The organism is Pseudomonas sp. GP01-A4 (genome assembly GCF_058780865.1).
This window is the reverse complement of sequence record NZ_JBYSWF010000011.1, coordinates 58,175-82,570: the sequence shown is the minus strand read 5'-3', so window position 1 is coordinate 82,570 and position 24,396 is coordinate 58,175. Positions and strand designations below refer to the sequence as shown.

The 24,396-nt window shown below is 58.2% G+C and carries 21 protein-coding genes and 2 tRNA genes; 1 reads left to right on the top strand and 22 read right to left on the bottom strand.

The features are described 5' to 3' along the window. Positions 1 to 98 precede the first annotated feature (98 nt). The 16 genes from AC3WKX_RS09725 to rlmE form a co-directional block, all read right to left on the bottom strand. The gene (locus AC3WKX_RS09725) at positions 99 to 719 is read right to left on the bottom strand and encodes a BON domain-containing protein (protein ID WP_003212178.1); all 621 of its coding nucleotides are present in this window, start codon (positions 717 to 719) and stop codon (positions 99 to 101) included. Positions 720 to 1,014: 295 nt separating this feature from the next. Then, the gene (gene pnp, locus AC3WKX_RS09720) at positions 1,015 to 3,120 is read right to left on the bottom strand and encodes a polyribonucleotide nucleotidyltransferase (RefSeq protein WP_003212180.1); all 2,106 of its coding nucleotides are present in this window, start codon (positions 3,118 to 3,120) and stop codon (positions 1,015 to 1,017) included. Between the two features lie 194 nt (positions 3,121 to 3,314). Then, positions 3,315 to 3,584, bottom strand: coding sequence for a 30S ribosomal protein S15 (gene rpsO / locus AC3WKX_RS09715; RefSeq protein WP_003177875.1), 270 nt, complete (start codon positions 3,582 to 3,584; stop codon positions 3,315 to 3,317). Positions 3,585 to 3,743: 159 nt separating this feature from the next. Continuing rightward, positions 3,744 to 4,661: a tRNA pseudouridine(55) synthase TruB gene (truB, locus tag AC3WKX_RS09710; protein WP_003212182.1), complete on the bottom strand. Its 918-nt coding sequence runs from the start codon at positions 4,659 to 4,661 to the stop codon at positions 3,744 to 3,746. 3 nt (positions 4,662 to 4,664) lie between these two features. Next, positions 4,665 to 5,066, bottom strand: coding sequence for a 30S ribosome-binding factor RbfA (gene rbfA, locus AC3WKX_RS09705; protein WP_003212184.1), 402 nt, complete (start codon positions 5,064 to 5,066; stop codon positions 4,665 to 4,667). A 159-nt stretch (positions 5,067 to 5,225) separates the two neighbouring features. Beyond that, positions 5,226 to 7,748, bottom strand: a complete 2,523-nt coding sequence (infB, locus tag AC3WKX_RS09700) for a translation initiation factor IF-2 (RefSeq protein WP_003212186.1) — start codon at positions 7,746 to 7,748, stop codon at positions 5,226 to 5,228. Between the two features lie 27 nt (positions 7,749 to 7,775). Continuing rightward, a complete protein-coding gene (gene nusA, locus AC3WKX_RS09695; protein WP_003212187.1) occupies positions 7,776 to 9,257 on the bottom strand; it encodes a transcription termination factor NusA in 1,482 nt (493 codons plus the stop codon). A 47-nt stretch (positions 9,258 to 9,304) separates the two neighbouring features. Further along, positions 9,305 to 9,763 (bottom strand): ribosome maturation factor RimP, encoded by a 459-nt coding sequence (gene rimP / locus AC3WKX_RS09690; RefSeq protein WP_003235029.1) that lies wholly within the window; start codon positions 9,761 to 9,763, stop codon positions 9,305 to 9,307. Between the two features lie 140 nt (positions 9,764 to 9,903). Beyond that, positions 9,904 to 9,980, bottom strand: a tRNA-Met gene (locus tag AC3WKX_RS09685). 96 nt (positions 9,981 to 10,076) lie between these two features. Then, positions 10,077 to 10,162 (bottom strand) — tRNA-Leu (locus tag AC3WKX_RS09680). Between the two features lie 21 nt (positions 10,163 to 10,183). Then, positions 10,184 to 10,567 (bottom strand): preprotein translocase subunit SecG, encoded by a 384-nt coding sequence (secG, locus tag AC3WKX_RS09675; protein WP_026078118.1) that lies wholly within the window; start codon positions 10,565 to 10,567, stop codon positions 10,184 to 10,186. A gap of 4 nt (positions 10,568 to 10,571) precedes the next feature. Then, complete coding sequence (gene tpiA / locus AC3WKX_RS09670) at positions 10,572 to 11,327, bottom strand: triose-phosphate isomerase (RefSeq protein WP_003212194.1); 756 nt, start codon at positions 11,325 to 11,327, stop codon at positions 10,572 to 10,574. A 66-nt stretch (positions 11,328 to 11,393) separates the two neighbouring features. After that, positions 11,394 to 12,731 (bottom strand): phosphoglucosamine mutase, encoded by a 1,338-nt coding sequence (glmM, locus tag AC3WKX_RS09665; protein ID WP_003212196.1) that lies wholly within the window; start codon positions 12,729 to 12,731, stop codon positions 11,394 to 11,396. A 16-nt stretch (positions 12,732 to 12,747) separates the two neighbouring features. After that, the gene (folP, locus tag AC3WKX_RS09660) at positions 12,748 to 13,599 is read right to left on the bottom strand and encodes a dihydropteroate synthase (protein ID WP_087693399.1); all 852 of its coding nucleotides are present in this window, start codon (positions 13,597 to 13,599) and stop codon (positions 12,748 to 12,750) included. A gap of 8 nt (positions 13,600 to 13,607) precedes the next feature. Next, entirely contained in the window at positions 13,608 to 15,518 is a 1,911-nt protein-coding gene (gene ftsH / locus AC3WKX_RS09655; RefSeq protein ID WP_008436840.1) for an ATP-dependent zinc metalloprotease FtsH, read from the bottom strand. A 200-nt stretch (positions 15,519 to 15,718) separates the two neighbouring features. After that, positions 15,719 to 16,369 (bottom strand): 23S rRNA (uridine(2552)-2'-O)-methyltransferase RlmE, encoded by a 651-nt coding sequence (gene rlmE, locus AC3WKX_RS09650; protein ID WP_003212203.1) that lies wholly within the window; start codon positions 16,367 to 16,369, stop codon positions 15,719 to 15,721. A gap of 105 nt (positions 16,370 to 16,474) precedes the next feature. Between rlmE and yhbY the strand changes: the two genes are divergently transcribed. Continuing rightward, entirely contained in the window at positions 16,475 to 16,783 is a 309-nt protein-coding gene (gene yhbY / locus AC3WKX_RS09645) for a ribosome assembly RNA-binding protein YhbY (RefSeq protein ID WP_003212205.1), read from the top strand. A gap of 8 nt (positions 16,784 to 16,791) precedes the next feature. Here the strand turns inward: yhbY and AC3WKX_RS09640 are convergent, their stop codons facing one another. The 6 genes from AC3WKX_RS09640 to dnaJ form a co-directional block, all read right to left on the bottom strand. Further along, positions 16,792 to 17,196: a hypothetical protein gene (locus tag AC3WKX_RS09640; RefSeq protein ID WP_003212207.1), complete on the bottom strand. Its 405-nt coding sequence runs from the start codon at positions 17,194 to 17,196 to the stop codon at positions 16,792 to 16,794. Between the two features lie 28 nt (positions 17,197 to 17,224). Continuing rightward, a complete protein-coding gene (gene greA, locus AC3WKX_RS09635; protein WP_003212209.1) occupies positions 17,225 to 17,701 on the bottom strand; it encodes a transcription elongation factor GreA in 477 nt (158 codons plus the stop codon). Beyond that, entirely contained in the window at positions 17,698 to 20,919 is a 3,222-nt protein-coding gene (gene carB / locus AC3WKX_RS09630; protein ID WP_003212212.1) for a carbamoyl-phosphate synthase large subunit, read from the bottom strand. The genes greA and carB overlap by 4 nt, the downstream gene beginning before the upstream one ends. A 105-nt stretch (positions 20,920 to 21,024) precedes the next feature. Beyond that, entirely contained in the window at positions 21,025 to 22,161 is a 1,137-nt protein-coding gene (gene carA, locus AC3WKX_RS09625; protein ID WP_003212214.1) for a glutamine-hydrolyzing carbamoyl-phosphate synthase small subunit, read from the bottom strand. Between the two features lie 259 nt (positions 22,162 to 22,420). Next, entirely contained in the window at positions 22,421 to 23,227 is an 807-nt protein-coding gene (gene dapB, locus AC3WKX_RS09620) for a 4-hydroxy-tetrahydrodipicolinate reductase (protein ID WP_003212216.1), read from the bottom strand. A gap of 10 nt (positions 23,228 to 23,237) precedes the next feature. Continuing rightward, positions 23,238 to 24,362, bottom strand: coding sequence for a molecular chaperone DnaJ (dnaJ, locus tag AC3WKX_RS09615; RefSeq protein WP_003212219.1), 1,125 nt, complete (start codon positions 24,360 to 24,362; stop codon positions 23,238 to 23,240). Positions 24,363 to 24,396: the final 34 nt, after the last annotated feature.

Below are 24,396 nucleotides of genomic sequence, written 5' to 3'. Positions count from 1 at the left end.
ATCCGTGTGGTCGGTCGCATGAACCTGTGAGGTGCATTGAGCGGATAACTAGACTCGCTCGTGGCCGCCTCCGCCTAGCTCAGGCGATTCGTTAAGCGTTACTCTGCTTTCAGGCCGTCGGCCGATACAGCTTTAACGCCTTTGATTTTCTTGGTGATGTTCACCGCGGTGGTTTTCTGCGCTTCAGTCACTGCGACGGTCGACGACAGGGAAACTACACCTTTGTTGGTTTCGACTTTGATGTCGGTGCCAGGAATACCTTTCTCGGTTACCAGGTCAGCTTTCACTTTGGTGGTGATCCAAGTGTCCGAGGTGGACTCTTTGGCACCAGCAGCTGCGCTTTTGGTTTTGTCGACGTTATCAGCCTTGGTAGCGCCGCCAGCCATCAGGCCGTCAGCCGAAACTGCGGTTACGCCTTTGATTTTCTTGGTGATCGCTACAGCAGTAGCTTTCTGAGCGTCGGAGATAGCAACTGTCGAGGACAGGGAGACCACACCTTTGTTGGTCTCAACCTTAATGTCCGAACCAGGAATACCTTTCTCGGTCAGCAGGTCAGCTTTGACTTTGGTGGTGATCCAGGTATCCGAAGTGGACTCTTTAGCCTTGGTGACTTCACCGGCCGCCAGCGTCATAGGGGCTTGGGAAGTCTGAGCAAAGGCTACGTTAGCACCCATGGCCAGGGTCAGAGCGGTAGCAGTAGCGAGAGCGAACTTCTTCATACGAGTAACTCCTGTTTTATTAAAAGTCTGCAGTACGTAAACCTTGATGCTGCAGCGTTAACAGGGATATTGCAGACAGTGTGCCAACTCGACGCGGCCAATTAAATCCTTATAAAACAACACGTTATGAAAACAGGTGATTTTCGGAATCGTGCAACTTGCATGAAGACGAACGTGCCTGCATGCAAGTTGCGGCTTTTGGGGTATGGCTAAACGCCTGATTTCGCGACACTTTCCAGCAGGCATAAAAAAAGGACTCCGAAGAGTCCTTTTTCAGCTTGCAGCGACGGGGTGATTAAACGCCCGAAGCCTTGGCTGCTGCTACGTCCTTGATGGACAGCTTGATACGGCCGCGGTTGTCCACGTCCAGTACCAGCACTTCCACTTCCTGGCCTTCTTTCAGGATGTCGGTCACTTTCTCAACGCGAGCATCGCTCAGCATGGAGATGTGAACCAGACCGTCCTTGCCCGGCAGGATGTTGACGAATGCGCCGAAGTCGACGATGCGCTCAACCTTACCGACGTAGATCTTGCCGATCTCGGCTTCAGCAGTGATACCCAGGACGCGCTGACGTGCCGCTTCAGCCGCTTCCTTGGTTTCGCCGAAGATCTTGATCGAGCCGTCGTCTTCGATGTCGATCGAAGCCTTGGTCTCTTCACAGATCGCACGAATGGTCGCGCCGCCTTTACCGATAACATCACGGATTTTGTCGGTGTCGATTTTCATCGCGATCATGGTCGGAGCATTTTCCGACAGTTCGGTACGGGACTGGCCAATGATCTGGTTCATCTGACCGAGGATGTTCAGGCGCGCTTCCAGGGCTTGGCCCAGAGCGATTTCCATGATTTCTTCGGTGATGCCCTTGATCTTGATGTCCATCTGCAGCGCGGTAACACCTTTGGCGGTACCGGCTACTTTGAAGTCCATGTCGCCCAGGTGGTCTTCGTCGCCCAGGATGTCGGTCAGGATGGCGAACTTCTCGCCTTCTTTAACCAGGCCCATGGCGATACCGGCAACCGGTGCCTTCATCGGAACGCCGGCATCCATCAGAGCCAGGGAAGCGCCGCAGACCGAAGCCATGGAGCTGGAACCGTTGGACTCGGTGATTTCCGACACAACACGAATGGTGTACGGGAACACGTCGGCGGCAGGCAACATGGCTGCAATCGAACGACGGGCCAGACGGCCGTGACCGATTTCGCGACGACCAGCGCCACCCATGCGACCACACTCACCTACCGAGAACGGAGGGAAGTTGTAGTGCAGCATGAACGGGTCTTTTTTCTCGCCTTCCAGGGTGTCCAGCAGCTGTGCGTCACGGGCAGTACCCAGTGTTGCAACAACCAGGGCCTGGGTTTCACCACGGGTGAACAGGGCCGAACCGTGGGTTTTTGGCAGAACGCCGACTTCGATGTTCAGCGGACGTACGGTGCGGGTGTCGCGGCCGTCGATACGTGGCTTGCCGTTAACGATGTTTTCGCGAACGGTGCGGTATTCGATTTCGCCGAAGGCTGCTTTGACTTCGCTGGAAGAAGGCTGGCCTTCTTCACCGGACAGCTTGGCAACAACCTGGTCCTTCAACTCACCCAGGCGAGCGTAACGGTCGGCCTTGATGGTGATGGTGTAGGCGTCGGAGATAGCGGTGCCGAACTCGGAGCGGATAGCGCCCAGCAGTGCGGTAGCTTCTGGCTGAGGAGCCCAGGTCCAGGTTGGCTTGGCAGCTTCAGCGGCCAGTTCCTTGACAGCGTTGATCACAACCTGGAACTCGTCGTGAGCAAACAGTACAGCGCCCAGCATCTGGTCTTCGGTCAGCTCTTTGGCTTCCGATTCAACCATCAACACGGCTTCCGAAGTACCGGCAACGACCATGTCCAGGCTCGAAGCTTTCTGTTGTTCGTAAGTCGGGTTCAGCAGGTAGCCGGTGCTTTCGTGGAATGCAACACGGGCAGCGCCGATCGGGCCATCGAAAGGAATACCGGAGATGGCCAGGGCCGCCGAGGTACCGATCATCGCAGCGATGTCCGGATCGGTCTTCTTGCTGGTGGAAACGACGGTGCAGACAACCTGCACTTCGTTCATGAAGCCTTCTGGGAACAGCGGACGGATCGGACGGTCGATCAGTCGGGAAGTCAGGGTTTCTTTCTCGGAAGGACGGCCTTCACGCTTGAAGAAACCACCAGGGATCTTACCTGCAGCGTAAGTCTTTTCCTGGTAGTGAACGGAAAGAGGGAAGAAGCCTTTGCTTGGGTCAGCGGTCTTGGCGCCTACAACGGTCACCAATACGGTGACGTCGTCGTCAACGGTAACCAGCACTGCGCCGGAGGCTTGACGGGCGATACGGCCTGTCTCGAGGGTAACGGTCGACTGACCGAACTGGAATTTTTTGATAACCGGGTTCACGGTGTCCTACCTTCTTTGTGGCTCTTGGGGAACTTGTCTTCTTGCGAAATTCTTGGGCAATGTCGGGAATCGGCCCAACGCCTGTCCAGGGTAAAACGTGTATCCAGATAAAACTTGAGGCTGGAAGCCTGCCATGGGCCAGCGGGAAACCCACTGACACACGACAGCCAACCAACCTCTAGCGCAATCGCTTATTAGCGACGCAGACCCAGGCGACCGATCAGAGTCTGATAACGACCCAGATCCTTGCCTTTCAGGTAGTCCAGCAGCTTACGGCGCTGGTTTACCATGCGGATCAGACCACGACGGGAGTGGTGATCTTTACCGTTGGCCTTGAAGTGACCTTGCAGCTTGTTGATGTTGTGGGTCAGCAGTGCAACTTGCACTTCTGGCGAACCAGTGTCACCAACAGCTTGCTGATAGTCAGCAACGATTTGTGCTTTTTCTTGAACGTCGAGAGCCATGAGGCAATCCTTTTTTCAGGAAACCACCCAAAGGGCAGTTTCAACAGGCCAGGGACAAATCCCTGTATCTAAAAATGAGTAGTGACCATGCCTGCTAACAGCCACCCTCGTTCCAGTTTGAGTAAAAGCTACTGCGCTTTTACCACAAACTGGTTTCGGTCATTCTGACCGAATCAGTCGACGCGGCGCGATGCGCCCGTCTTCGCTCACTTCACCGATACCGATAAAGCGACCGTTGTGATCTTGTACCCGCACCATGCCGAACTTCGGGGCATCCGGTGCACGTACCGGCTGGCCGTTAAGCCAGTAGAACGCGCTGTGCTCCGAGAAGTGCAGCAATGGCCAATCCAGTAAACCGCTGTCCGATGGCATCAGGAAGCGATCAACCGCTTCGTTGCCGCCTTCGGCATGCACTGCTTCCAGCTCTTCCAGCGTGACCGTCTGGGCCAGGGTGAAAGGGCCTGCCTGGGTGCGTCGCAGTTCTGCAACGTATGCGCCACAGCCTAGTTGCTCACCGATATCTTCCACGAGGGTGCGGATATAGGTGCCTTTGCTGCAGTCCACCGCCAACCGGGCGGTGTCGCCTTCAGCGGCGAGCAATTCCAAGCGCGCAATAGTAACAGAACGCGGTTCGCGCTCCACCACTTCCCCTGCACGTGCCAGCTTGTATAGAGGCTGGCCATCACGCTTGAGAGCCGAGTACATCGGCGGTATCTGACTGATTTGCCCACGAAAAGCAGGTAAGGCAGCTTCGATATCAGCACGACCAACGGTCACCTCGCGAACCTGCAAAACATCACCTTCGGCGTCTGCCGTGGTGGTGGTCTTGCCCAGTTGCATCAGGGTCTCGTAGCCCTTGTCGGAATCGAGCAGGTATTGCGAAAACTTGGTGGCCTCGCCGAAGCACAACGGCAACACGCCGGTGGCCAAGGGGTCGAGGCTGCCGGTGTGCCCTGCCTTCTCGGCATTGAGCAGCCAGCGAACCTTCTGCAACGCCGCATTGGAGGTAAAACCAATGGGCTTGTCGAGCAGAATGATGCCGCTGACATTACGACGGATACGTTTGACCTGAGCCACCGATTACTCCTTGGCGTCTTCAGGCGTGGCGGATTCCGGGTGCTGATTGTCTTCAGCCACGGCCCGCTCGATCAGTGCCGACAGGTGCGCGCCACGCACGACACTTTCGTCGTAGTGGAAGTGCAACTGAGGAACGCTGCGCAGCTTCATTTCACGGGCCAACTGCATACGCAGGAAACCTGCGGCGGAGTTGAGCACCTTGATGCTTTGCGCGATTTCTTCGCTGTTGTCCTGGCCCATCACGGTGATGAAGATCTTGGCGTGACCAACGTCACGGCTGACTTCAACGGCGGTGATGGTGACCAGGCCAACACGTGGGTCTTTTACTTCACGACGGATCAGCTGTGCCAGCTCACGCTGCATCTGATCGCCGATACGTTGGGTACGGCTGTATTCTTTTGCCATGTCTTGTTACCTGTTGCTGCCACACGGTGAAACCCGTGGGGTCTGAAAGCGGCAAACGCCCGGCCTGACAAAAGCCAGACCGGGCGTTGCGTTTAGAGTCCGGACACAGCGCCAGGCATTTGCATGCCCGGGCGCTGCGTGGCCCTTGAAGTACGCGAGTTAGAGGCTGCGAGCAACCTGGACCTTCTCGTAGACTTCGATCTTGTCACCCGCCTTGACGTCGTTGTAGCTCTTGACGCCAATACCGCATTCCATGCCGGCACGTACTTCGGAAGCGTCATCCTTGAAGCGGCGCAGGGATTCCAGCTCGCCTTCGAAGATAACGATGTCTTCACGCAGTACACGGATTGGACGGTTACGGTGCACAACACCTTCGATAACCATGCAACCGGCGATCGCGCCGAATTTCGGCGAGCGGAACACGTCACGCACCTCGGCCACACCCAGGATGTTCTCCCGGACGTCGCTGCCAAGCATGCCGGTGAGGGCTTTCTTGACGTCTTCGATGATGTCGTAGATGACGTTGTAGTAACGCATGTCCAGGCCTTCCTGCTCGACGATCTTCCGTGCGCCAGCATCGGCACGCACGTTGAAGCCGAACAGTACAGCGTTGGAGGCCAGCGCCAGGTTAGCATCGGATTCGGTGATACCACCGACACCGCCGCCGACCACACGCACCTGCACTTCGTCGTTACCCAGGCCATTCAAGGCGCCGTTCAACGCTTCGAGGGAACCACGAACGTCAGATTTGAGGACGATGTTAAGCGTCTTCTTCTCTGCCTGGCCCATGTTCTCGAAGATGTTTTCCAGCTTGCCGGCGTGAGCACGGGCCAGCTTGACTTCGCGGAACTTGCCTTGACGGAACAGAGCCACTTCACGGGCTTTCTTCTCGTCCGACAGCACGCTCATCTCGTCGCCAGCGTCCGGGGTACCGTCCAGGCCGAGGATCTCGACAGGGATGGAAGGACCGGCTTCCTTGATTGGCTTGCCGTTCTCGTCGAGCATGGCACGTACACGGCCATAGTTCGAACCGACCAGGACCATGTCGCCTTGGCGCAGGGTACCGTCTTGAACCAGAACGGTTGCAACCGGGCCACGACCCTTGTCGAGACGCGATTCAACCACAACACCACGACCCGGGGCCGATGGAGTTGCTTTCAGCTCAAGAACTTCGGCTTGCAGCAGGACAGCTTCGAGCAGTTCGTCTACACCGGTACCGACTTTCGCCGAAACCGAAACGAATGGCGTATCACCGCCCCACTCTTCGGAAGTCACGCCGTGAACCGACAGTTCGCTACGGATGCGATCGAGATCGGCGCCCGGCTTGTCGATTTTGTTCACTGCAACAACCAGAGGAACACCAGCGGCTTTAGCGTGCTGGACAGCTTCAATGGTCTGCGGCATTACGCCGTCGTCCGCCGCAACTACCAGGATCACGATGTCAGTCGCCTTGGCACCACGGGCACGCATGGCGGTAAACGCGGCGTGACCAGGGGTGTCGAGGAAGGTGACCATGCCGCGTTCGGTTTCAACGTGGTATGCACCGATGTGCTGGGTGATGCCGCCGGCTTCGCCTGCAGCTACCTTGGCACGACGGATATAGTCGAGCAGCGAGGTCTTACCATGGTCAACGTGGCCCATTACGGTCACGACTGGCGCACGGGAGAACGTCTCGCCTTCAAACTTCAGGGACTCGGCCAGGGAATCTTCCAGGGCGGTGTCGCTGACCAGGGTCACTTTGTGGCCCAGCTCTTCAGCAACCAGTTGGGCAGTTTCCTGGTCCAGTACCTGGTTGATGGTCGCTGGGGTACCCAGTTTGAACATGAACTTGATGATTTCAGCAGCCTTGACCGACATCTGATTGGCGAGGTCGCCAACAGTGATGGTCTCGCCGATCTGCACGTCACGCACGACAGGGCCGGTTGGGCTCTGGAAACCGTGGGCGTTGCGCTTCTTCAGCTTGGCCTTGCCGCGACCACCGCGACGGAAGCTGTCGCTTTCTTCGTCGGTAGTACGTGGGGCAACGCGTGGCGCTGGCGCCTTCTCTTTGACCGAAGCACGATGTGGAGCGTTTTTGCGCTCACCATCGCCACTGCCACGACGATTGTTATCGTCGGCACGTGGTTTGTCCGGGCGGCGAGGTTCTTCGCGTTTGCGAGCGTCGGCTGCAGGAGCTGGCGCGGCGGCAACCGGAGCGGCCTCACGAACAGCTTCAACAGGCGCGCTAGGCGCAGCAACGGCCTCAGTGTTAGCAGGTTGCGCAGCAGCAGGCTGGCGACGCGCTTCTTCTTCGGCGCGACGCTTGGCTTCTTCTTCAGCCTTCTGACGAGCAGCATTTTCTACTGCGCGACGTTCTTCCAGTTCGCGTTTGCGCTCGGCTTCGATTTCTTCCGGGCTGCGCTGTACGAAGACTTTCTTCTTGCGTACTTCAACGCTGATGCTCTTGCTGCCAGCAACACGCAGGGTGCTGGTGGTTTTGCGCTGCAATGTAATCTTGCGCGGTTCTTCCACTTTCGCCTTGTGGCTGCTCTTCAAGTGAGTCAGCAAAGACTGCTTCTCACTATCGCTCACACCTTCGTCGGCGGCGGTGTGCGGCAGACCTGCCTCACGCATCTGCTGCAACAGGCGCTCTACCGGTGTTTTGACCTCATCGGCCAGTTGTTTCACCGTGACTTGCGTCATGCACTTCTCTCCTCAGGCCGCGCCTAATTACTCGAACCAATGGGCTCGGGCGGCCATGATCAACTTGCCGGCACGATCATCGTCAATGCCGTCGATGTCGAGCAGGTCGTCAATAGACTGCTCGGCCAGGTCTTCGCGGGTAATTACGCCGCGCACCGCCAGTTCCATCGCCAAATCCTTGTCCATACCCTCAAGCGAGAGCAGGTCTTCGGCCGGATGGGCGTCTGCCAGCTTTTCCTCAGTAGCGATGGCTTTAGTCAACAAACGATCCTTGGCCCGAGCGCGAAGCTCGTTGACGGTGTCTTCGTCAAAGCCGTCGATGTTGAGCATTTCTTCCAACGGTACGTAGGCAATCTCTTCCAGGCTGGTGAAGCCTTCATCTACCAGCACCTGTGCCAGGTCTTCGTCGACTTCCAGCTCGTCGATGAAGTTGCGCAGGATGTCACCGGTTTCTGCTTGCTGCTTAGCCTGGATGTCCGATTCGGTCATCACGTTCAGGGTCCAGCCGGTCAACTGGCTGGCCAAACGTACGTTCTGACCACCGCGACCGATGGCCTGAGCCAGATTGTCTGCGCCAACGGCGATGTCCATTGCATGGGCATCCTCGTCAACGATAATTGCCGCCACTTCAGCAGGCGACATTGCGTTGATCACGAACTGCGCAGGGTTATCGTCCCACAGGACGATGTCCACACGCTCACCGCCCAATTCGCCCGACACTGCCTGGACGCGCGAACCGCGCATACCAATGCAAGCGCCTTGCGGGTCGATGCGTTTGTCCTTGGAGCGGACCGCGATCTTGGCGCGTGAACCCGGATCGCGGGACGCAGCCATGACTTCGATCAGGCCTTCGGCAATTTCCGGCACTTCGATGCGGAACAGCTCGATCAGCATTTCCGGCGCGGTACGCGACAGGATCAACTGAGGGCCGCGGTTCTCGGTGCGGATTTCCTTGAGCAGCGCACGCAAGCGCACGCCAACCCGGAAAGTTTCGCGGGAAATGATGTCTTCGCGGGCCAGCAACGCTTCAGCGTTGTTACCCAGGTCGACGATCACGTTGTCGCGGGTGACTTTTTTCACGGTGCCGGAGATGATTTCCCCCAGGCGCTCGCGATAAGCGTCAACGACTTGAGCGCGCTCGGCTTCGCGGACCTTCTGCACGATGACTTGCTTGGCAGTCTGTGCAGCGATGCGGCCGAACTCGATGGATTCGATCTTTTCTTCGACGACATCACCGACCTGGGCGCCCGGATGCGTTTCAGCAACCTTGCTCGGCCAGGTTTCGATGGCCGGATCATCAAGATCGGCTTCTTCGACGACCGTCCAGCGACGGAAAGTCTCGTAGGCACCGGTGTGGCGGTTGATTTCCACACGCAGATCAACTTCGTCTTCAAAACGCTTTTTGGTAGCAGTGGCCAGGGCCAGCTCCAGCGCTTCAAAAATCACGTTTGCCGGTACGCCCTTTTCATTGGATACCGACTCAACAACCAGCAGTACTTCTTTGCTCATCGTACGCCTCGCCTTTCGCAAGCCATTGGATCCGCGGGATCCGCGTCTCAGTCAAAACTGGGAATAATGTTGGCCTTGTCGATCATATCGATCGGCAACAGGAACTCATGGTCTTCTACCTGCACCACGACGTCCTGCTCTTCTACACCGCGCAGAAGGCCCTGAAAGTTGCGTCGCCCTTCAAAGGGAGAGCGCAGCTTGATCTTCACTTGTTCACCGGCAAATTTTGCAAACTGATCAATAGTGAACAGTGGGCGTTCCATGCCAGGCGAGGAAACTTCGAGGGTGTATTCAACGGAGATCGGATCTTCAACATCCAGGACACCGCTGATCTGACGGCTGACAATGGCACAATCGTCCACCAGCACGCCGCCCTCTTTATCGATATAAACGCGCAACATTGAGTGGCGACCTTGAGCCGAAAACTCAATACCCCAGCATTCATAGCCTAGGGCCACGACCACCGGGGCCAACAAGGCCTGCAACTCTTCTAGCTTGCTCGACACCTGAACCCCCTCGTGCATGTATGTGCATGCTGTGCAAAATAAAAAAATGGGCGAAACGCCCATCCTTGAAACGCCGTCGAACAGCGGCGTTGAAAGTGTCCAGCTAACAAAAAGCCCCTTAAAAGGGGCTCCGCTAAAACTGGTTGCGGGGGCCGGATTTGAACCGACGACCTTCGGGTTATGAGCCCGACGAGCTACCAGACTGCTCCACCCCGCGACAAAGCTGGGGCGGAAGTATACGACCGATCCCTTACAGGGTCAATGTAACCTTCCACCTACAAGAAAGCCCGCAACAGCGGGCTCTCCTGATAATTGGTACCGAGAAGGGGACTCGAACCCCTACACCCTATGGGCACAACCACCTCAAGGTTGCGTGTCTACCAATTCCACCACCTCGGCAATACAGCGATTACAACCTTCTTACTTCTGCTCTTGAGCTGGAGGTACGTCAGTCGCTGGAGTAGCCGACTTTTGCTCTTGAAGCACCGGGACATCATCAGAAGCCGGTTTTGCTTTTGGTACTTCCAACACTGCTGGGTTTGGGAGACCTACTTGAGTCAGCACATGAGCTTTCTCTTTAGCAAAGTAACCTAACCCCAAGCTGGTTATGAAGAAACCGGCGGCAAGTATAGCAGTAAACTTACTAAGAAAGGTAGAGGAACCTTGGCTTCCGAACACAGTATTTGAAGCACCTGCCCCGAAAGACGCACCAGCGTCCGCACCTTTACCCTGCTGCAGCAAAACCAGAGCAACTACGCCCAGTGCACCCAGCAGATGAAAAACAACGATGACTGTTTCCAGCATTTTTTCAGTTTCCCGCGGCGCGACAAATCGCACCGAACTCATCTGCATTCAGGGAAGCCCCACCAATGAGCCCCCCATCGATATCCGGCATGCCGAACAGTTCGACCGCATTGGCCGCCTTCACGCTGCCGCCGTATAGAAGCCGCACACCTCGTGCGACCTCAGAATTCTCTGCCGCCAACTGCGCGCGGATGGCTGCGTGCACATCCTGCGCCTGTTGCGGCGAAGCAGTCAGCCCGGTGCCAATGGCCCAGACCGGCTCGTAAGCAATTACTGCATTTGCAAAGGCACCGACTCCCAGCTCCTCGATGATGCTGCCCAGCTGACGCCCGACAACCTCAAGAGTTTTACCGGACTCACGCTGCTCAAGGGTCTCCCCTATGCACAACACCGGAACCAAGCCGCAAGCCTGTGCCGCCGCGAATTTGCGATTGAGTGTCCCATCACGCTCGCCCATGATCTGGCGGCGCTCGGAGTGCCCAACAAGCACCAGGGAGCAACCCGCATCAACCAGCTGACTCGGTGCAATCTCACCGGTCAACGCACCTTGCATGGATTCCACCGCAGAGTTCTGCGCGCCGACCTGGATCGACTTGCCTTTCAAGCCATCAATCACTTGATTGATATACAAGCAAGGCGGGAATACCGCGACATCAACACCGCTAGGCAAGGCCAAATGACGAAGGCCATTGATCAGCTCAGCGACACTGGCGCGGGTACCGTGCATCTTCCAGTTACCAGCTACCATAGTGCGACGCATGCTGTACCTCGTCGGTCAAAGTGGGCGCAGATGTTACCCAACCACATCATCACTGGCAAGCCGAATTCAGGCGCAAACTTCAGTTACCAGTTTTGCCAGCTCTTCGGCATAGCCGCGAACCTGTGTTTCGTCCTCGCCCTCGACCATTACACGCACCAAAGGCTCGGTACCCGACTTGCGCAGCAAGACCCGGCCACGCCCCGCCATGGCGGCAGTCACGCGCTCACTGGCCTCTTTGACAGCCGGATGCTCGATAGGGTTGTCACCGCCTGCAAAGCGCACGTTGAGCAGCACTTGCGGGCACTTGCGCAACGCCTGCCGCGCCTGGGCGAGGCTTTCTTCACGGCGACGCAGCGCCAGCAGCACCTGCAGCGCCGCAATGATCGCATCCCCGGTAGTCGTGTGCTGGAAGCAGACGATATGACCGGAATTTTCGCCACCCACCTGCCAATTACGCTCCAGCAGGTCGGCAATCACGTAGCGGTCACCGACATTGGCGCGCACAAACGGGATCCCCAGATCTGCCAGGGCGAGCTCCAGGCCAAGATTGCTCATCAAGGTACCGACGACGCCGCCTTGCAGCTTGTTACGCTCATGCAGGTCACGGGCGATGATGAACAACAGGTCGTCGCCATCGACGATCGCGCCAGTGTGGTCGACCATCAATACGCGGTCGCCATCACCATCGAACGCGATGCCCAAGTCGGCATGCTCAGCCAGGACAGCCGCCTGCAACTGACCCATGTGGGTTGAGCCGCAGTTGTCGTTGATGTTCAGGCCGTTCGGCTGCGCCGACAGTACAGTAACGTCTGCGCCAAGCTCCTTGAACACACTCGGTGCGACTTTGTAAGTCGCGCCGTGGGCGCAGTCGATGACGACCTTCAACCCGGCAAAATTGGTGCTGCTAGGCACGCTGCTTTTGCAAAACTCGATGTAACGGCCGGAAGCGTCGTTAATCCGCGAAACCTTGCCCAGCTTGCTCGATTCGACGACGGTCATCGGCGCATCCAGCAACTCTTCGATCATGTGCTCGATCTCATCCGGCAGCTTGGTGCCCTGGCCCGAGAAGAACTTGATGCCATTGTCATCGTGGGGATTGTGCGAAGCGCTGATCACGATACCGGCTTCAGCATGAAAGGTACGCGTCAGGTAAGCGATCGCCGGCGTAGGCATCGGCCCCAACAGCATCACATCAGCGCCGGCAGCAGACAGACCTGCCTCCAGCGCAGACTCAAACATATAACCCGAGATACGCGTGTCCTTACCCACCAGGATACGGCAGGCCCCCATGCTGCGGAACGCCATGCCGGCGGCCCAGCCCAGCTTGAGCATGAAATCGGGAGTAATCGGGAATTCGCCGACCCGACCGCGAATGCCATCGGTGCCAAAATACTTTTTAGTCATAAGTGCTCCATCATTCTTATTCGGCTGATTCAACCGCTGCGATCATCCGCACTACATCTATCGTCTCGGCCACGTCATGCACGCGCAAGATGCGCGCACCCTTGACCACGGCAAGTGCCGCAAGTGCCAGGCCGCCATGCAGCCGCTCACCCACGGGACGATTCAACGCCAGACCTATCATGCTCTTGCGCGAAACCCCGACCAACAAGGGGCGACCAAGGGCATGCAGGGATTCCATATGCTTGAACAGGCTTAAATTGTGCTGCAAGGTCTTGGCAAAGCCAAATCCCGGGTCGAGGATTATCCGCTCGGGAGCAATCCCCACCGCCGCGCATTGAGCCATGCGCTCGGCAAGAAAACCTTTCACTTCACCGACCAGATTGTCGTAATGCGGGTCGTCCTGCATCGTGCCCGGCTCGCCAAGCATATGCATCAGGCAAACCGGCAGCCCCGTCGCGGCGGCCGCATCCAGAGCGCCATCGCGCTGCAAAGAGCGCACATCGTTGATCAACCCTGCACCCAGCCGCGCAGTTTCGCGCATAACGGCAGGGGTCGAGGTGTCGACAGAGATGATGACGTCCAGCTCTTGATGGATGCGCTCGACAATCGGAGCAACCCGTTCCAGCTCCTCCAGGGGAGAAACTGCGCGCGCACCGGGCCGGGTTGATTCGCCACCGACGTCAATCAGAGTCGCACCGGCAGCCACCATCGCTTCCGCATGGCGCAACGCAGCATCAAGCTGACTGAAGCGACCACCATCGGAAAAGGAATCAGGGGTTACATTAAGAATGCCCATAACGTGTGTATGGGCCAAATCAAGAACCCGGCTGCCGCAAGGCAACCGGGTCGAGGACAACGCAGAAGTCATTTCAAACCTTAATGGTCAGCAGCCGGGCCGCCGATCGGGGCTTCAGGGCGTTCGTTCTGTACCACTGGCGGCGTGCCCGAAGTACCCGAACCACCTTCCCAATCGCGAGGCTCGCGAGGCGTACGACCAGCCATGATGTCGTCAATCTGCTCGGCATCAATGGTCTCGTACTTCATCAGGGCATCAGCCATGGCGTCGAGCTTGTCGCGGTTGTCGGTGAGGATCTGCTTGGCCGTGCCGTAGCACTGGTCAATGATGCTGCGCACCTCGGAGTCGATCAGCTTGGCTGTCTCGCCGGAGAAGCTGGCAGCTTGACCACCACCACCGCGACCCAGGAATACTTCGCCTTCTTCCTCGGCATACATCAAAGGACCGAGTTTCTCCGACAGACCCCACTTGGTCACCATGTTCCGCGCAATCTGGCTGGCACGCATGATGTCGTTGGAGGCACCGGTGGTAACACCGTCGAAGCCCAGGGTCATCTCTTCGGCGATCCGGCCGCCATACAGCGAGCAGATCTGGCTGATCAAGGCACGCTTGGAGAGGCTGTAGCGATCCTCTTCCGGCAGGAACATGGTGACGCCCAGCGCCCGGCCACGAGGAATGATCGATACCTTGTAGACCGGGTCATGCTCAGGCACAACGCGACCAACAATGGCGTGACCGGCTTCATGATAAGCGGTGTTCTGCTTCTCTTTCTCGGACATGACCATGGATTTGCGCTCGGCGCCCATCATGATCTTGTCTTTCGCCAGCTCGAACTCCTTCATTTCAACGATGCGCTTGCCGGTACGGGCGGCAAACAGCGACGCCTCGTTCACCAGGTTGGCAAGGTCGGCACCGGAGAAGCCTGGAGTACCACGGGCAATCACGGCCGGAGCCACGTCGTCGCCCATTGGCACTTTGCGCATGTGCACTTTCAGGATCTGCTCACGACCACGGATGTCTGGCAACCCGACAACGACCTGACGGTCAAAACGGCCCGGACGCAGCAAAGCGGGGTCGAGTACGTCTGGACGGTTGGTTGCAGCGATCACGATGATGCCGTCGTTCATTTCAAAGCCGTCCATCTCAACCAGCAACTGGTTAAGCGTCTGCTCACGCTCATCATGACCGCCGCCCATGCCGGCGCCACGATGGCGACCAACGGCGTCGATTTCATCGATGAAGATGATGCACGGAGCGTGCTTCTTGGCCTGTTCGAACATATCGCGAACACGGCTGGCACCTACACCGACGAACATTTCGACGAAGTCGGAACCGGAAATGGTGAAGAAAGGTACTTTGGCTTCGCCGGCAATGGCCTTGGCCAACAGGGTTTTACCGGTACCTGGCGGGCCAACCATCAGCACACCGCGAGGAATACGGCCACCCAGGCGCTGGAACTTGCCCGGATCGCGCAGGAACTCAACCAGTTCGCCCACTTCTTCCTTGGCTTCGTCGCAGCCTGCAACGTCAGCCAGGGTGGTTTTCACCTGATCTTCGGAAAGCAGGCGTGCCTTGCTCTTGCCGAAGCTCATCGGCCCGCCCTTGCCTCCCGCACCACCTTGCATCTGGCGCATGAAGAACATGAACACGGCGATAATCACCAGTATCGGGAAGCTGGCCACCAGGAGCTGGGTCCAGATGCTCTGCTGCTCAGGCTGCTTGCCTTCGACAACCACGTGGTTATCCACCAGGTCGCCGATCAGGCCATTGTCCTGGATTGCCGGACGGATGGTCTTGAAGCTGTCGCCATCGTTGCGCTTGCCGGTAATCACGTAGCCATCAACTGCTACGCGCTCGACCTTGCCATCCTTAACTTGCTGGATGAAGTCGGAATAGTTGAGGGTCTGCGGCTCGTTAGGGCTGGAGAAGTTGTTCATCACCGTCACGAGGACAGCCGCGATGATCAACCACAGGATCAGATTCTTTGCCATATCGTTCAATTAACTACCCTCTGAAGCAAGCTCCGCTACTGGCGCGTGCTTCGCATGATATTCACCGGCCTAACTTACTACATTACCTACAACTCTGGCAGGCGCCGTCTGTAACCCTTTGTGAAACTTTGACTACACAATATTCGTAAAGCTTCATGACGAAAGCGATATAAAAAAACCTATCGCCTCCGTCAAATTTCTCAAAAACGCTCTTCACTGGCAGCGCCTTCAATGCCACGGAAGCCGCGACCCAGCAAATACTGCTCGCGAGACCTGTCCCGGGAAGAGTCAGGCTTGCGTGTCTGTACCTTGTCGAACAGTTTGCGGATGTTCTTGTGATACTCGTCGAAGCCTTCACCCTGGAAGACCTTGACCAGGAAGTCACCACCCGGACGCAGTACCCGTCCTGCCAGGTCCAGTGCCAATTCGCACAGGAACATGGCTCGCGGCATATCAACAGCCGGTAATCCACTCATATTGGGGGCCATATCGGAAATCACAAGGTCTACCTGCGAATTTCCGACGGCCTCAAGGATCTGTGCCAGCACTTCGTCCTGGGTAAAATCGCCGTGAACAAAGGTCACGTCAGGGATGCTGTCCATTTCCAGGATGTCAGAAGCGATCAAACGGCCTTGTCCACCAATCAGACGACTGGTCACCTGGGACCAGCCACCCGGGGCGGCACCCAGGTCGATAACGCTCATGCCAGGACGGATCAACTTGTCCTTTTCCTGGATCTCCAGCAGTTTGTAGCTGGCCCGGGAACGGTAGCCATCCTTTTGCGCCATTTTGACGTAAGGGTCGTTGAAATGCTCTTGCAGCCACTTAAGGCTAGTTTTGGAACGGGCCACGGGCCACCTCGAAAATAAAACGGGTCGTGATTAACTGGGCGGTCCCGGACTCGCTCGGGTAAACTGGCCGCCGCTTTTTACAAGATCAGACGCAGGGGTCAGATTATGCCGCTCACTCAAGAGCAGAAGAAACAGTACAAATCCATTGGCCACCATCTGAAACCAGTTTTGATTGTGGCTGACAACGGTTTGACTGAAGGTGTGTTAGCCGAACTTGAACGCGCATTGGGCGATCACGAGCTAATCAAGATCAAGGTCAGCATCCTTGATCGCGAGGCGCGCCTGGCAGCTATTGCAGAACTGTGCAAGGCTGGCAAAGCGGACCTGGTTCAGGTCATCGGCAAGATGGCGCTGCTGTATCGCAAGAACTTCAGCGCCAACAAGCAACTGTCGAACGTACACCGCTTCAAGTGAAACAAGGGTCACGGGCGTGCTTCGCACGCCCTGCCACTCCATCCTGGCGCCGGCTGTACAACCAGCACCAACCCGGAAAACCCTAGCACAAGATAGCTGAACAGCTGCCAGCGCAACGCCTCCGGCAGAAAGATGCGCACCACGCAAAACATTGCGCACGCATACAGCGCCATCAACAGCAGTTGCCCGCGAATATCCCGCCACAGACTCCCCAAGCCTTCGGCCTTGATCAGCACCAGCGCCTGAAGCGTCACGCACGCCGCTGCAAAACCTACCAGCAACGCGCTTAATAATCCGCTGACCTCATCGATCAGCAACGGTGCCAGGCCAATCAGGCCCAGCGCCGGCAGCACACCAATATGTAACAGCCATAGGCCGCCAACCCAAAGCATCTGGGCAAACTGCCAAAGCATGGCGCCCGCACGAAGCGGGCGCCGCCTTTCAGATGTGACGAACTTCGACAATCTCGTACTCGATCACGCCACCAGGCGTCTTGACGGCCACCACGTCACCCTCTTCCTTGGCAATCAAGGCGCGGGCCAGCGGCGAACCGACGGAGATCTTGCCGAGTTTGAAGTCGGCCTCGTCTTCACCCACGATGTGGTACACCACGCTTTCGTCAGTCTCGACGTTGGCGATTTCCACGGTGGTGCCGAAAATCACCTTGCCGGTATGCGGGATGGTCGTGACGTCGATAACCACCGAATTCTGCAGGCGGCCTTCGATGTCACGGATCCGCGCCTCGACCATACCTTGCTGCTCGCGGGCAGCATGGTATTCAGCGTTTTCCTTCAGGTCACCCAATTCCCGGGCCGTACCGATGTCCTGGCTCAGCTTTGGACGGACGACCTTGGTCAGGTGGGCGTGCTCTTCTTCCAGGGCTTTTGCGCCCTGGACGGTCATTGGGTATTTGATCATGCCTTCAATCCTGCGTGTAGATCCTGCAAGCGACGCACGGTTTTTTCAGGACCGAACTTCAGCGCTTCGCAGATAGCTTCGCCAGCAGCAATGGTGGTGGTGCAGTAGATCTTGTGCTGCAAGGCGTTACGACGAATGGAGTAGGAGTCCGCGATCGACTGGCGACCTTCGGTGGTGTTGATGATCAGGGTGACTTCGTCATTCTTGATCATGTCGACCACGTGTGGACGGCCTTCCGTTACCTTGTTCACGCGACGCACTTTCAGGCCGGCAGCCTCGATCAGCTTGGCGGTCCCGGCAGTGGCCACGACTTCGAAGCCCAAGTTGATCAGATCACGGGCCACGCCTGCAACCAGCGGCTTGTCATCATCGCGCACGCTGATGAACGCAGTACCGCCGGTAGGCAGCACTTCGCTGGCGCCCATCTGGGCTTTGGCGAATGCTTCACCGAAGGTATCGCCCACGCCCATCACTTCACCGGTGGACTTCATCTCCGGGCCCAGGATCGGGTCCACACCAGGGAATTTGGCGAATGGGAACACCGCCTCTTTCACACTGTAGAAGTTCGGAATGATTTCCTTGGTGAAGCCGATTTCCTTCAAGGTCTTACCGGCCATCACACGGGCAGCAATCATTGCCAGGGAAACACCGATGCACTTGGAAACAAACGGCACGGTACGCGAGGCGCGCGGGTTGACTTCGATGACGTAGATGTCTTCGCCTTGCAGCGCCAACTGTACGTTCATCAGGCCGACCACGCCCAGCTCCAGGGCCATTTTCTTGACCTGTTCGCGCATCTCGTCCTGGATGTGTGCAGGCAGCGAGTATGGCGGCAGCGAGCAAGCGGAGTCACCGGAGTGAACGCCAGCCTGTTCGATGTGCTGCATGATCGCGCCGATCACCACGTCGGTGCCGTCGCAGACCGCATCCACGTCCATCTCGATAGCGCAGTTGAGGAAGTGGTCCAGCAGCACCGGGCTGTCGTTGGACACTTTCACCGCATCACGCAGGTAACGCTTGAGTTCGTCTTCTTCGTAGACGATTTCCATCGCCCGGCCACCCAGTACGTAGGACGGACGCACCACCAGCGGGTAACCAATCTTGCTGGCCGCGCGGATCGCTTCGTCTTCGCTGCGCACAGTGGCGTTTGGCGGCTGACGCAGGTTCAGGCGCTCAACCATCTGCTGGAAGCGCTCACGGTCTTCGGCACGGTCGATAGCGTCAGGGCTGGTACCGATGATCGGCACGCCAGCAGCTTCAAGTGCGCGAGCCAGTTTCAACGGGGTTTGGCCGCCGTACTGGACGATCACGCCTTTTGGCTTCTCGACACGGCAGATTTCCAGTACGTCTTCCAGGGTTACCGGCTCGAAGTACAGACGGTCGGAAGTGTCGTAGTCAGTAGAAACAGTTTCCGGGTTGCAGTTGACCATGATGGTCTCGTACCCGTCTTCGCGCAGGGCGAGAGCGGCGTGTACGCAGCAATAATCGAACTCGATGCCTTGGCCGATACGGTTTGGACCGCCGCCCAGGATCATGATCTTGTCGCGGCCCGACGGCGCGGCTTCGCACTCTTCCTCGTAGGTGGAGTACATGTATGCAGTGTCGGTGGCGAACTCGGCCGCACAGGTATCAACGCGCTTGTAGACCGGGAAGATGTCCAGCTTGTGGCGATGGGTGCGCAGGTTCTTCTCGGTCACGCCCAGCAGCTTGGCCAGACGCATGTCGGAGAAACCTTTGCGCTTGAGGCGGAACATCAGGTCGCGGTCGATGGAGGACAGACCGAGGGTCTTGACTTTCTCTTCTTCCTTGATCAGATCTTCGATCTGCACCAGGAACCACGGGTCGATCATGTTCATGCCGAAGATGTCTTCGACGGTCATGCCGGCGCGGAAAGCATCGGCCACGTACCAGATACGCTCGGCACCCGGCACGGTCAGCTCGCGCTTGAGCACGCTCATGCTTTCCGGGTTGCTCAGGTCGAGCTTCTCGTCCAGGCCGCAAACGCCCACTTCCAGGCCGCGCAGGGCTTTCTGCAGGGACTCCTGGAAGGTCCGGCCGATGGCCATGACTTCACCAACCGACTTCATCTGAGTGGTCAGGCGGGCGTCGGCTTTCGGGAATTTCTCGAAAGCGAAGCGTGGCAGCTTGGTGACGACGTAATCGATCGACGGCTCGAAGGAAGCCGGTGTTGCGCCGCCGGTGATTTCGTTCTGCAGCTCGTCCAGGGTGTAACCGATCGCCAGCTTGGCGGCGATGCGCGCAATCGGGAAGCCGGTAGCTTTCGATGCCAGCGCCGAAGAACGCGATACACGCGGGTTCATCTCGATCACAACCATGCGGCCAGTGTCCGGGCAGATGCCGAACTGGACGTTGGAGCCACCGGTTTCCACACCGATCTCACGCAGCACCGCCAAAGAGGCGTTACGCATGATCTGGTATTCCTTGTCCGTCAGGGTCTGTGCCGGCGCAACGGTGATCGAGTCACCGGTGTGCACGCCCATCGGGTCGAAGTTTTCGATCGAGCAGACGATGATGCAGTTGTCCTTCTTATCGCGGACAACCTCCATCTCATATTCTTTCCAGCCGATCAGGGATTCGTCGATCAGCAGCTCTTTGGTCGGAGACAGGTCCAGGCCGCGGGCGCAGATTTCTTCGAACTCTTCACGGTTGTAAGCGATACCGCCGCCGGTGCCGCCCATGGTGAAGGACGGACGGATGATGCACGGGAAGCCCAGGCGCTCAAGGACCGCGTTGGCCTCTTCCATGCTGTGGGCGATACCGGAACGCGGGCAATCAAGGCCGATGGACTTCATGGCCTTGTCGAAACGCGAACGGTCTTCAGCCTTGTCGATGGTGTCGGCATTGGCGCCGATCATCTCTACGCCGAACTTCTCCAGGACGCCTTCGCGCTCCAGGTCCAGTGCGCAGTTCAGGGCGGTCTGGCCACCCATGGTTGGCAGCAGTGCGTCCGGACGCTCTTTCTCGATGATCTTGGCAACGGTCTGCCACTTGATCGGCTCGATGTAGGTGGCGTCGGCCATGTCCGGGTCGGTCATGATGGTGGCCGGGTTGGAGTTCACCAGGATGACGCGGTAGCCCTCTTCGCGCAGGGCTTTACAGGCCTGGGCGCCGGAGTAGTCGAATTCGCAGGCCTGGCCGATCACGATCGGGCCAGCGCCGAGAATCAGGATGCTTTTTATGTCTGTACGTTTTGGCATGGGTTTGTCACTCAAATCCGCAGGTCAGTCGGCAAGCCGTCTTGAACAATCTTTGAAGAGCCCGAGGGGGCCGCCGGTTTCCCGGGCCGCCCTCAGGCCGCTCAGTTAGCGTCGCTTGGCCATCTCATTGATGAAACGGTCGAACAGCGGCGCTACGTCGTTCGGGCCCGGGCTTGCTTCAGGGTGGCCCTGGAAGCTGAACGCGCTCTTGTCGGTGCGCTCGATACCTTGCAGGGAACCGTCGAACAGCGACTTGTGAATCGCCCGGACGTTGCCCGGCAGCGTCGCTTCATCCACCGCAAAACCGTGGTTCTGGCTGGTGATCATCACGACGCCAGTGTCCAGGTCCTGCACCGGGTGGTTGGCACCGTGGTGGCCGTGACCCATTTTCAGGGTCTTGGCGCCGGAGGCCAGGGCCAGCAGTTGGTGGCCGAGGCAGATGCCGAACACCGGGATCTCGGTTTCGAGCACTTCCTTGATCGCCTTGATGGCGTAGTCGCAAGGCTCCGGGTCACCCGGGCCGTTGGACAGGAACACGCCGTCCGGCTGCAGGGCCAGTACGTCGTTGGCCGGGGTCTGCGCAGGTACCACGGTCACGCGGCAACCGCGCTCGACCAGCATGCGCAGGATGTTGTGCTTGATACCGTAGTCGTAGGCCACGACGTGGTACGGCAGTTCGGAAGCTTCGATGGTCGCGTGGCTGTCGGTCTTCAAGTCCCAGACGGTGGAGCGCCACTCGTACGTTTCCTTGGTGCTGACGACTTTCGCCAGATCCATGCCTTTCAGGCCAGGGAAACCTTGGGCCGCTGCGATCGCTGCTTCTTCGGAGATGTTGTCACCGGCCATGATGCAGCCGTTCTGCGAGCCTTTTTCACGCAGGATGCGTGTCAGGCGACGCGTATCGATACCGGCGATCGCCACAACGTTGTTGGCTTTCAGGTAATCGGACAGGGACATCGTGTTACGCCAGTTGCTCGCTACCAGTGGCAGGTCACGAATGACCAGGCCAGCCGACCAGACACGATCAGACTCGGCGTCTTCCGGTGTAGTACCGGTGTTGCCGATGTGCGGATAGGTCAGGGTAACGATCTGTTGGGCGTAGGAAGGATCAGTAAGGATTTCCTGATAGCCGGTCATGGCGGTGTTGAACACCACCTCTCCAACGGTCTGACCGTCGGCTCCAATGGCTTCGCCGCGAAAAATGCTGCCATCAGCAAGGGCGAGTATGGCTGGCTTAGTCAAGAAGACCTCCCGTAAATAAAGCCTGAAAGGGCGATCGCAGGTTGTAAAAAAGCGGAGTGACGTATGGACACGTCACCCCGCTTCTTCACTGAATTATTCTGCGCGCTTTTAGTGGACACACTAAAGCTGTAGCTTACAGAAAAAGGCTTTTTTGGTCCACCGCTAATGAGCCTTAAAGGCAGGGGAATGCGACAGGACGTCGCCTAGCGGGTAAAAACGGGGCCTCAGCATATTCCTGAGACTCCGTTTTAGCTACTTCTTAATGCAGGTCCAGCACGTCGCGCATGTCGTACAGGGCCGGCGCACGACCCTCAAGCCACAGCGCCGCACGTACAGCACCCTTGGCGAACGTCATACGGCTAGACGCCTTGTGGGTGATCTCAAGACGCTCACCCTCGGTTGCGAACAGCACGGTGTGATCGCCCACCACATCACCGCCGCGAACGGTGGCAAAACCGATGGTGTCGTGGGCGCGGGCACCGGTATGGCCTTCGCGGCCATACACCGCCACCTTCGACAGGTCACGACCCAGGGCATCGGCAATCGCCTCGCCCATACGCAATGCCGTACCGGACGGCGCATCGATCTTGTGCCGGTGATGAGTCTCGATGATCTCGATGTCAGCCTCATCACCCATCACCCGCGCCGCCATGTCGAGCAGCTTCAGCGACAGATTGACGCCGACGCTGAAATTGGCCGCGAACACGATTGGAATATCCTTGCCCGCCTCCACCAGCAGCTGCTTTTGCTCGGCGCTCAGGCCCGTTGTGCCGATCACCATGGCCTTGCCCGCCTTGCGGCAGAACGCCAGGTTTTTCAGCATCACGTCCGGCAGGGTGAAATCGATCAGCACGTCGAACTCGTCGGCAACCTGCTCCAGATTGCCGGACAACGAAACGCCGATCCGCCCCAGGGACGCCAACTCACCGGCGTCCGCACCAATCAAGGTGCTGCCGGGACGAACAATCGCCGCCGTCAGCCCGGAGGCCGGCGAGCGCGCCTGCACGGCCTCGACCAGGGTCTTGCCCATGCGCCCGGCAGCGCCCATCACCGCGATACGTCGCATACTCACTTCCTTACAGGTCGCCGAAGAAGCGCTTCACGCCTTCGAACCAGCCGGTGGTCTTTGGCGAATGAGTGTCATCGCCGGCCAGGGAGCTGCGGAACTCTTCCAGCAGTTCGCGCTGACGACGCCCCAGGTTCACCGGCGTCTCTACCGCCACACGGCACATCAGGTCACCAGCACCGCCACCGCGCACCGGCGCAACGCCTTTGCCACGGATACGGAACTGCTTGCCGGTCTGCGTACCCTCAGGGATCTTCAGCTTGACCCGACCGTCCAGCGTCGGAATCTCAAGCTCGCCACCCAGGGCCGCATCGACAAAGCTGATCGGCACTTCACAGAACAAATGCTTGCCGTCGCGCTGGAAAATCGAGTGCTCGCGCACATTGATCACCACATACAGGTCGCCCGTCGGGCCGCCCTGAGTGCCCGCCTCGCCTTCGCCCGACAGACGAATGCGGTCGCCAGTATCAACACCCGCCGGCACTTTCACCGAGAGAGTCTTGTACTCTTCGACACGCCCTTCGCCGTGGCACGAGTCGCACGGATCGGAAATGATCTTGCCCTGGCCGTGGCAGCGCGGGCAGGTTTGCTGCACCGAGAAGAATCCTTGCTGCATGCGTACCTGGCCGATACCGCCGCAAGTCGGGCAAGTGATCGGCGAGGAGCCTTTCTTGGCGCCCGAACCGTCGCACGGCTTGCAATTGACCAGCGTCGGAACACGGATATTGACGCTGGTGCCGCGCACCGCTTCTTCCAGGTTCAGCTCCAGGGTGTAGCGCAGGTCGCTGCCACGCTGGGCACCGCCACGTTGGCCACCGCGGCCGCCGCCAAAGAAGTCGCTGAACACGTCGCCGAAAATATCGGAGAAGTTCTGCCCGCCGAAACCGGCACCGCCGCCACCCATGCTTGGGTCGACACCGGCATGGCCATACTGGTCGTAAGCGGCGCGCTTGTTCGGATCACACAGGCATTCGTAGGCCTCATTGGCCTCTTTGAACAGCTCTTCGGATTCTTTGCTATCCGGATTACGGTCCGGGTGGTGCTTCATCGCCAGGCGACGGTAAGCCTTTTTCAGGTCCGCCTCGCTGGAGCCACGCTCCACACCCAACACTTCGTAATAGTCACGCTTTGCCATAAGTCTTTGCACTCTTAAGGACGTCCGGCAAAAC